A 6,411-nucleotide genomic window follows, 5' to 3' on the forward strand; every position below is an offset into this window, starting at 1 on the left:
CCGCGCGGAGGCCCTGGTATGCAGGAGATGCTAAGTCCTACGAGCCTAATCATGGGGCGCGGACTGGGCGCGGACGTGGCTCTCATCACGGACGGCAGGTTTAGCGGAGCTACGAGAGGGCTAAGTATCGGACACGTGAGCCCCGAAGCTGCCGAGGGCGGCATGATCGGACTGCTAGAGGACGGCGACATCATCGATATCGACGTGGATACGTACGCGATCAACGTGCGCCTAAGCGAAGAGCAGATCGCCGAGCGCAGGGCTAAATTTAAACCGATTGAAAAACCGCTGCCGTATCGCTGGCTACGAATGTATCGCAAACTGGTAACCAATGCTAGCAATGGAGCGATTTTGGAGGCGTAGGACTTTATATCTAAGGATATTTTAGTCAAAACGCTAGGTTCTCTTTGGTCAAGATACAGGCAAAGTGGTGGCAACTAAAGAGAACCGCTTAAAATATTCTCGAAAAAGCAAAATCCGGCAGCAGATGCCGGCCGAAAGTTGCGGTAAAAGATCTCAAGAAAACAAAAAAGATGATTATAGATTTTATATTTTAGAGAAAAATATCGCAAATTAATCTAGCTAAATTTTAATTTTATTTAATAATATCTTAGCTACAATTCTTATTTTTTAGCGTCAAGTTTGACGACCACGTTTTAGGATACCTAGATGACTACCTCATAGATACGCGTTTAATCTCAAATTTTAGTCTCGCGGGGCGAGGAAATTAATACAAAGAAAATTTATGTTTAAAGAATTTAGAACGAAATATCTAACGAATTTCTGGAACGTCGGGCAGGCGATGATTATCCTAGCCATCGTCGCGACCGTGTATTTTGGGATTTTTGGCGGCGGATGGGCGGTGACCGGCGAGATGACGCGCTGGGGCGGCGAGTTTTTGGAGCTTTTCGGGATGGATCTTAGCGGCTACTCCTACTACAAGATCACGAATCTTGACGGCAACCCGCTCACGCGCTTTGAGGGGCTTATGCTAATAGGCATGTTTGTGGGCGCTACGATCGCGGCATTTATGGCAAACAAAGTCAAATTTCGCCTACCCGCAAGCAAAATTCGAGTTTTTCAAGCTATCGTCGGCGGCTTGCTTTCGGGATTTGGCGCGCGTCTGGCCTTTGGCTGCAACTTGCTTGATTTTTTCACAGGACTGCCGTATTTTTCGCTGCATACGTGGCTTTTTGCCGTGTTTATGGTGCTTGGCATCTACGTCGCCGTCAAGGTCGGCAAGCTGCCTATCTTTATGCCTAAAACCGAACTTAAAAACTTCGGCTCAAAAGGCAAAGGCACGACGCACGACAAAGGACGCGCCGACCGAAATTTCGCCATCGGCGTGATTATCGCGATTTTAGCGATTATCTGGTTTGCGTATCTTTTGATGCAAGCGCCGGCGCTCGATCTAAAAGTCAAAGCTAGCATCTTGCCGCTTGGACTGCTTTTCGGACTGGTTTTCGGTTTTATTATCTCAAAGGGTCAAATTTGTTTTACTTCGTGCTTTCGCGACCTGTTTTTATTCGGCAGGGACGTCGCGACGAAGGGCGCTTTTTACGGCATGATAATCGCCACGCTCATCGTTTTCGTGCTGATGCTAAACGGCTACGTCGGCAAGGTTACGAATTTCTCGCCGGCGGTTGCGATCGGAGCGTTTTTATTCGGCTTTGGTATCGTATTTGCGGGCGGCTGCGAGTGCGGCTGGACGTATAGAGCCACCGAGGGGCAGCTGCACTTTATGATCGTGGGCGTCGCAAACGTCGTAGGAACCATGGTGCTAGCCCTTAGCTACGATCTCATCCCGGCATGGATCAAAGACGGCCCGAAAATCCAGCTTTTAGAGGTATTCGGTCCGCTGGGCGGCTTAGCGGTAAATTTATGTTTATTCGTTTCGGCGCTGCTGCTGGTGTTTATCTACAAACGAAATTTCTTCGCCAAAGGAGGCTACTAAGATGCATGAAGACGATTTTGAAATAAGCTATACGCTCGATATCCTAGGCGAGGCTTGCCCTATGCCCGCCGTCGCGACGCTAGAAATCCTACCGAAAATGAAAAGCGGCGAGGTGCTAGAAGTGCTTTGCGACTGCCCGCAGGCGATAAACTCGATCCCTTACGACGCGAGAAACAGGGGCTTTGAGGTGCTTAAAATCGAGCAAGACGGTCCGACGCTTAGATTTATCATCAAAAAGCCTTAGTTTAAATTTAGGCGCGGAGCGGGGTTTAGGCGCGCCCTGCTCTATTTTGCTACGGCGGGCGGGTAAGTCCGCCGTTTGCAAAGTAAATTTTACTAGCCCGGCCGCGTTTTGTTTACCTTGCGCGCTTAAATTTATGATTTGTGCGGTATTTTGCGTTGCCGTTTTCGTCATACCGAAAATTTACCCGTCGCGCGCGTATTTCGTACTTTTGCGTTTAAATTCGCAACCCGAAAAAACTCGGAGCAAATTTAAAGCGCGAAATTTGAAACCTAAAACCGACTCCGCTTTGCCAAAGCGCCGAAATTTCCCAATTTATCTCGCGGCGGTTAAATTTAAACCGGCGTATAAGAGTTAAATTTTCGTATCTTGCTAGCGCTAAATTTAGCCGCAGATTTACTCGAATTTACTTCGCCAGCTCAAAAATCGCTTTGATATTTTCCTTCGTGTAGAGCTTATCTTTGCGCCAGTTTACCGCGTAGTCGTAGGCTAAATTTACCACCTGGTCTAGCGTTTCGCCCTCTATGCCGACGGCTTTTAGGCTAACGGGAGCGCCGATTTTGCTAAGCCACGCTTTAAATGCGGCGATGCCTTCGTCCGCCGAATTTACGCCGAAAATTTCCCGCGCAAAACGCTCGAAAGCACTCAAATTTCGGCTCTTGTACCACTTCATCCACGCTGGCATTATGACCGCTAGACCCGCTCCGTGCGCGCAGTTTACGACCGCGCTCATGGCGTGCTCGAGCATGTGGTTTGGGTAGGAGTAGCCGTGCGTGCCGACGTAGGTTAGGCCGTTTAGCGCCATCGTAGCCGCCCAGGCGAACTCGGCTCTGGCATCGTAGTTGTCGGGACCAGCTAGTAAAATTTCAGTCGTTTTCATCACGGTTTTGATGTTGGCTTCGATGTAGAGGTTGATGATGTCAGGTTGAACGCTAGCGGTGAAATATCCCTCGATGCTGTGCGCGATGATATCGGCGGCGGAGTAGGCTAGGTACTCGCGGCTAACGCTGGCTTGCAGCTGAGGGTTTACGACCGAGACTAGCGGATATAGCACGTCGCCGTGGATGGCGAATTTTTGTTTTGTAGCTTCGTTTGTCACGACTGCGCCCGAGTTCATCTCGCTGCCCGTCGCCGCAAGAGTTATGATGTCAAAGATTTTTAGCGCGCGGCTTGGGTCTTTGCCTGTGAAAAAATCCCACACGTCGCCCCCATATAGCGCGCCTGCGGCGATGGCTTTGGCGCTATCTAGACAGGAGCCTCCGCCTACGCTTAGCACGCTGTCGGCGTTAAATTTCCTAGCTAGCTCGATGCCTTCGTAAACTTTGCTTAGCACGGGGTTGCTAACTACGCCGCCAAGCTCTATAAACTCGATGCCGTTTTCTTTTAGGCTAGCTGCTACCGCGTCAAAGAGTCCGTCTTTTTTGATGCGTTCGCTGCCGTAGATCAGTAGGGTTCTTTTAGCGTCAAATTCGCGCATATAAAGCCCGATGTTTCGCTCTTTGTCTCTGCCGAATTCTATTTTTGTGGGGTTGTGAAAAGTGAAGTCAAACATCTCGTTCTCCTTAAAATTTTAGCCTCATTATAGCGATAAAAGCTAAAATTTAAGTAGAACGAGATTTGCGGATCAGCGCTTATTCGCGCAAATTTCCAAAGTATTTGTCGTCGTTTTTCTCGACGTGCTTGATGTTAAAATGGACGAATTTATATCCGCCAAAAAGCGCCAAAACCCAAAGAAAAAGAAAAACTATCGCTTCTATCATTTTTATCCTTAATACGCGTGATGATCGCGCTCTATCTCGTCGGCCGTGATCTTTTTGCTATCCATCGCGCGCCAAACGACGAAAATATAGCCCAAAACAAACGGCACTAGCAGGCTCACGTAGGCCATGACGTTTAGCGTGTAGTGGCTAGAGCTTGCGTTTTTGATAGTTAGCGAGCTTTGCAAATTTGAAAACGACGGATAAAACGCCGTATCCGCAAGCCCGGCTATCAAAAATAGTCCCGTAACCGTTAGCACTACGCCCGCGCCGTAAGGCACTACGCCGTAGATGCTAGTCGTAAATGCGCCCTTAAATATACCAAAAAGCACGAGTCCGACGCCTATAACTATCATAGCTGCAACAAGCGGCATCTGGAGTAAATTTAGAGCGTATTTAAAGCCAACTAGGCTCACTACGCCGCTCTCGTCGTATGCAAAACCGGTCTTGGTAAATATCCAAGCGATGAATATCAAAAAGAACGGTAAAAAGAAAATCGTATTTTTTAGCGCCGCTTTTCTGGCGTTAGCCCTTAGCTCTGCATCGTCGATGTTGTTGATGAGGTAGAGCGCTCCGCCCACGCGAGCTAGGAAAAACATCGCGATGCCTAGCGGATATAGCATGATATTGCCAAGTGCCTCAAGACCGCGAAACGGCGTTTGCCACTGCACGAAGTTGTGCTCGTTTAGTAAAAAGTCGCTTCCCGAAAAAAACGTGCTAACGGCCATGCCGATTAAAATAACGCCTAAAGAGCCGTTTATGAAAAGGAAAATTTCATAGGTTTTTTGACCTAGGAAGTTGTCCGGTTTTTTGCGGTACTCGTAGCTCACGGCTTGGAGGATAAAGCAAAACAAAATCGCCAGCCACACCCAGTACGCACCGCCGAAGCTTGTCGCGTAAAACAGCGGAAACGCCGCAAAGCACGCGCCGCCAAACATTACGAGCGTAGTAAACGTAAGCTCCCATTTGCGCCCGATAGAATTTATCACCATGTCCTTTTGAAGCTCGTTTTTGCAAAGCCCAAAAAGCAGCGTCTGTCCGCCCTGAACGAACATCATAAACACTAGCAAACCGCCTAGCAAGCTAACTACGCACCACCAGTAAATTTGTAAAAATTCTAAACTAAGCATGGTTTTCAAATCCTATTTTTATCTGTTTTAGCATGATTTTTATCTCGGCTATCAAAAGCGCCGTAAATAAAACGGCAAATAGCCAGAACGAAATTTTGACGTTGGTGTCGGCTAAATTCGTCGCTCCCACGCCCACGGTCATGAGGTCTTGCACGACCCACGGCTGACGCCCTACTTCGGCTACTATCCAGCCCGCCTCGATCGCCACTAGTCCTAGCGGGATACTAAATACGCACGCCCACAGCAGCTTTTTGAAATTTTCGATATCGTTTGCCATCGTAAGATACGTAACGACCAAAAATAAAGCCAAAAAGTAAGTACCAAGAGCCACCATCAAGTGAAAGCTATAAAACGTAATGCCGACCGGCGGCACGGCGCTTTCCGGGGATTTTAGGTATCCGTAGCCTAGAAATTTCATATTTTGAGCCAGAGTTTGCTCGGCTTGCTCCATCGCGGCTTTATCGCCCGATTTTTTAGCGGCGTTGTAGCTAGCTAGCGCGCTAACGGCTAGCGAGCCTTTGGCCATCTTGCTTGCGACGCTCTCTATATTTTGCGCTTCGTTGCCGTAGACTAAATCCTCGATGCCCGGAGTAAAGCTATCAAATTTTCTAGTAGCCATGATTCCAAGCGCGTAAGGCACTTTTAGTTCGAGTAAAAACGCGTCCTTGCCGTCGCCCGGTTTTTTAGACGGATCTAGCACGCCCATCGCGACTAGGCCGGCGTTTTGTTCGCCTTTATGAAGGCCTTCCATCGCGGCTAGTTTCATAGGCTGGGTGCGCGCGACCTGATATGCGCTCTCGTCGCCGCTAAACATCAAAAACAGCGACGTCGCAAGCCCGAAGCTTGCCGCTACGACGATTGATTTTTTAGCCATGATTAGGTGGCGTCCTTTTAGGATAAACCACGCTGAAATTCCTATCACGAAAAGCGCGCTAGCAACGTAGCCGCTAGTTACGGTGTGTAAAAATTTGATGATACCCACCGGGCTAAGCGCTACTTCAAAGAAATTTTCCATTTCCATTCTGGCGGTTGCGGGGTTAAATTTCATACCCACCGGATACTGCATCCAGCCGTTTGCGATGAGGATCCAAAGCGCGCTCAAATTTGAACCGATAGCCACGAGCCAGGTCGAGATGAGGTGAAATTTCTTGCTAACTTTGTCCCAGCCAAAAAACATAACGGCAAAAAACGTCGCCTCCATAAAGAACGCGAGCAAGCCCTCGATAGCTAGCGGCGCGCCAAAGATGTCGCCGACAAACCAGCTGTAGTTTGCCCAGTTGGTACCGAACTCAAATTCCATTATGATGCCCGTAGCTACGCCGATAGCGA

The 6,411-nt window shown here is 48.7% G+C and carries 7 protein-coding genes; 3 read left to right on the forward strand and 4 right to left on the reverse strand.

The window, feature by feature from the left end:
- The 3 genes from Q0338_RS09950 to yedF all read left to right on the forward strand — a co-directional run.
- Positions 1 to 363, forward strand: a 363-nt coding sequence (locus Q0338_RS09950; protein WP_298086587.1) for a dihydroxy-acid dehydratase, incomplete at its 5' end; no start/stop codon positions are given.
- A gap of 382 nt (positions 364 to 745) precedes the next feature.
- Positions 746 to 1,954, forward strand: coding sequence for a selenium metabolism membrane protein YedE/FdhT (gene yedE, locus Q0338_RS09955; RefSeq protein WP_298056360.1), 1,209 nt, complete (start codon positions 746 to 748; stop codon positions 1,952 to 1,954).
- A gap of 1 nt (position 1,955) precedes the next feature.
- Complete coding sequence (gene yedF / locus Q0338_RS09960; RefSeq protein WP_004323059.1) at positions 1,956 to 2,198, forward strand: sulfurtransferase-like selenium metabolism protein YedF; 243 nt, start codon at positions 1,956 to 1,958, stop codon at positions 2,196 to 2,198.
- 403 nt (positions 2,199 to 2,601) lie between these two features.
- Here yedF and Q0338_RS09965 read toward each other — a convergent pair whose 3' ends face one another.
- From Q0338_RS09965 to Q0338_RS09980, 4 genes are all read right to left on the reverse strand, one after another.
- The gene (locus Q0338_RS09965) at positions 2,602 to 3,747 is read right to left on the reverse strand and encodes an iron-containing alcohol dehydrogenase (RefSeq protein ID WP_298086588.1); all 1,146 of its coding nucleotides are present in this window, start codon (positions 3,745 to 3,747) and stop codon (positions 2,602 to 2,604) included.
- A gap of 79 nt (positions 3,748 to 3,826) precedes the next feature.
- On the reverse strand, positions 3,827 to 3,955 hold the full coding sequence (locus Q0338_RS09970; protein ID WP_002943393.1) for a hypothetical protein: 129 nt from the start codon (positions 3,953 to 3,955) through the stop codon (positions 3,827 to 3,829).
- Positions 3,956 to 3,963: 8 nt separating this feature from the next.
- Positions 3,964 to 5,091: a cytochrome d ubiquinol oxidase subunit II gene (locus Q0338_RS09975; protein ID WP_298086589.1), complete on the reverse strand. Its 1,128-nt coding sequence runs from the start codon at positions 5,089 to 5,091 to the stop codon at positions 3,964 to 3,966.
- A partial coding sequence (locus Q0338_RS09980) for a cytochrome ubiquinol oxidase subunit I (protein ID WP_298086590.1) occupies positions 5,075 to 6,411 on the reverse strand: 1,337 nt, incomplete at its 5' end. The genes Q0338_RS09980 and Q0338_RS09975, both read right to left, overlap by 17 nt.

The sequence above is a fragment of the uncultured Campylobacter sp. genome, assembly GCF_938018145.1.
Lineage (GTDB): Bacteria > Campylobacterota > Campylobacteria > Campylobacterales > Campylobacteraceae > Campylobacter_A.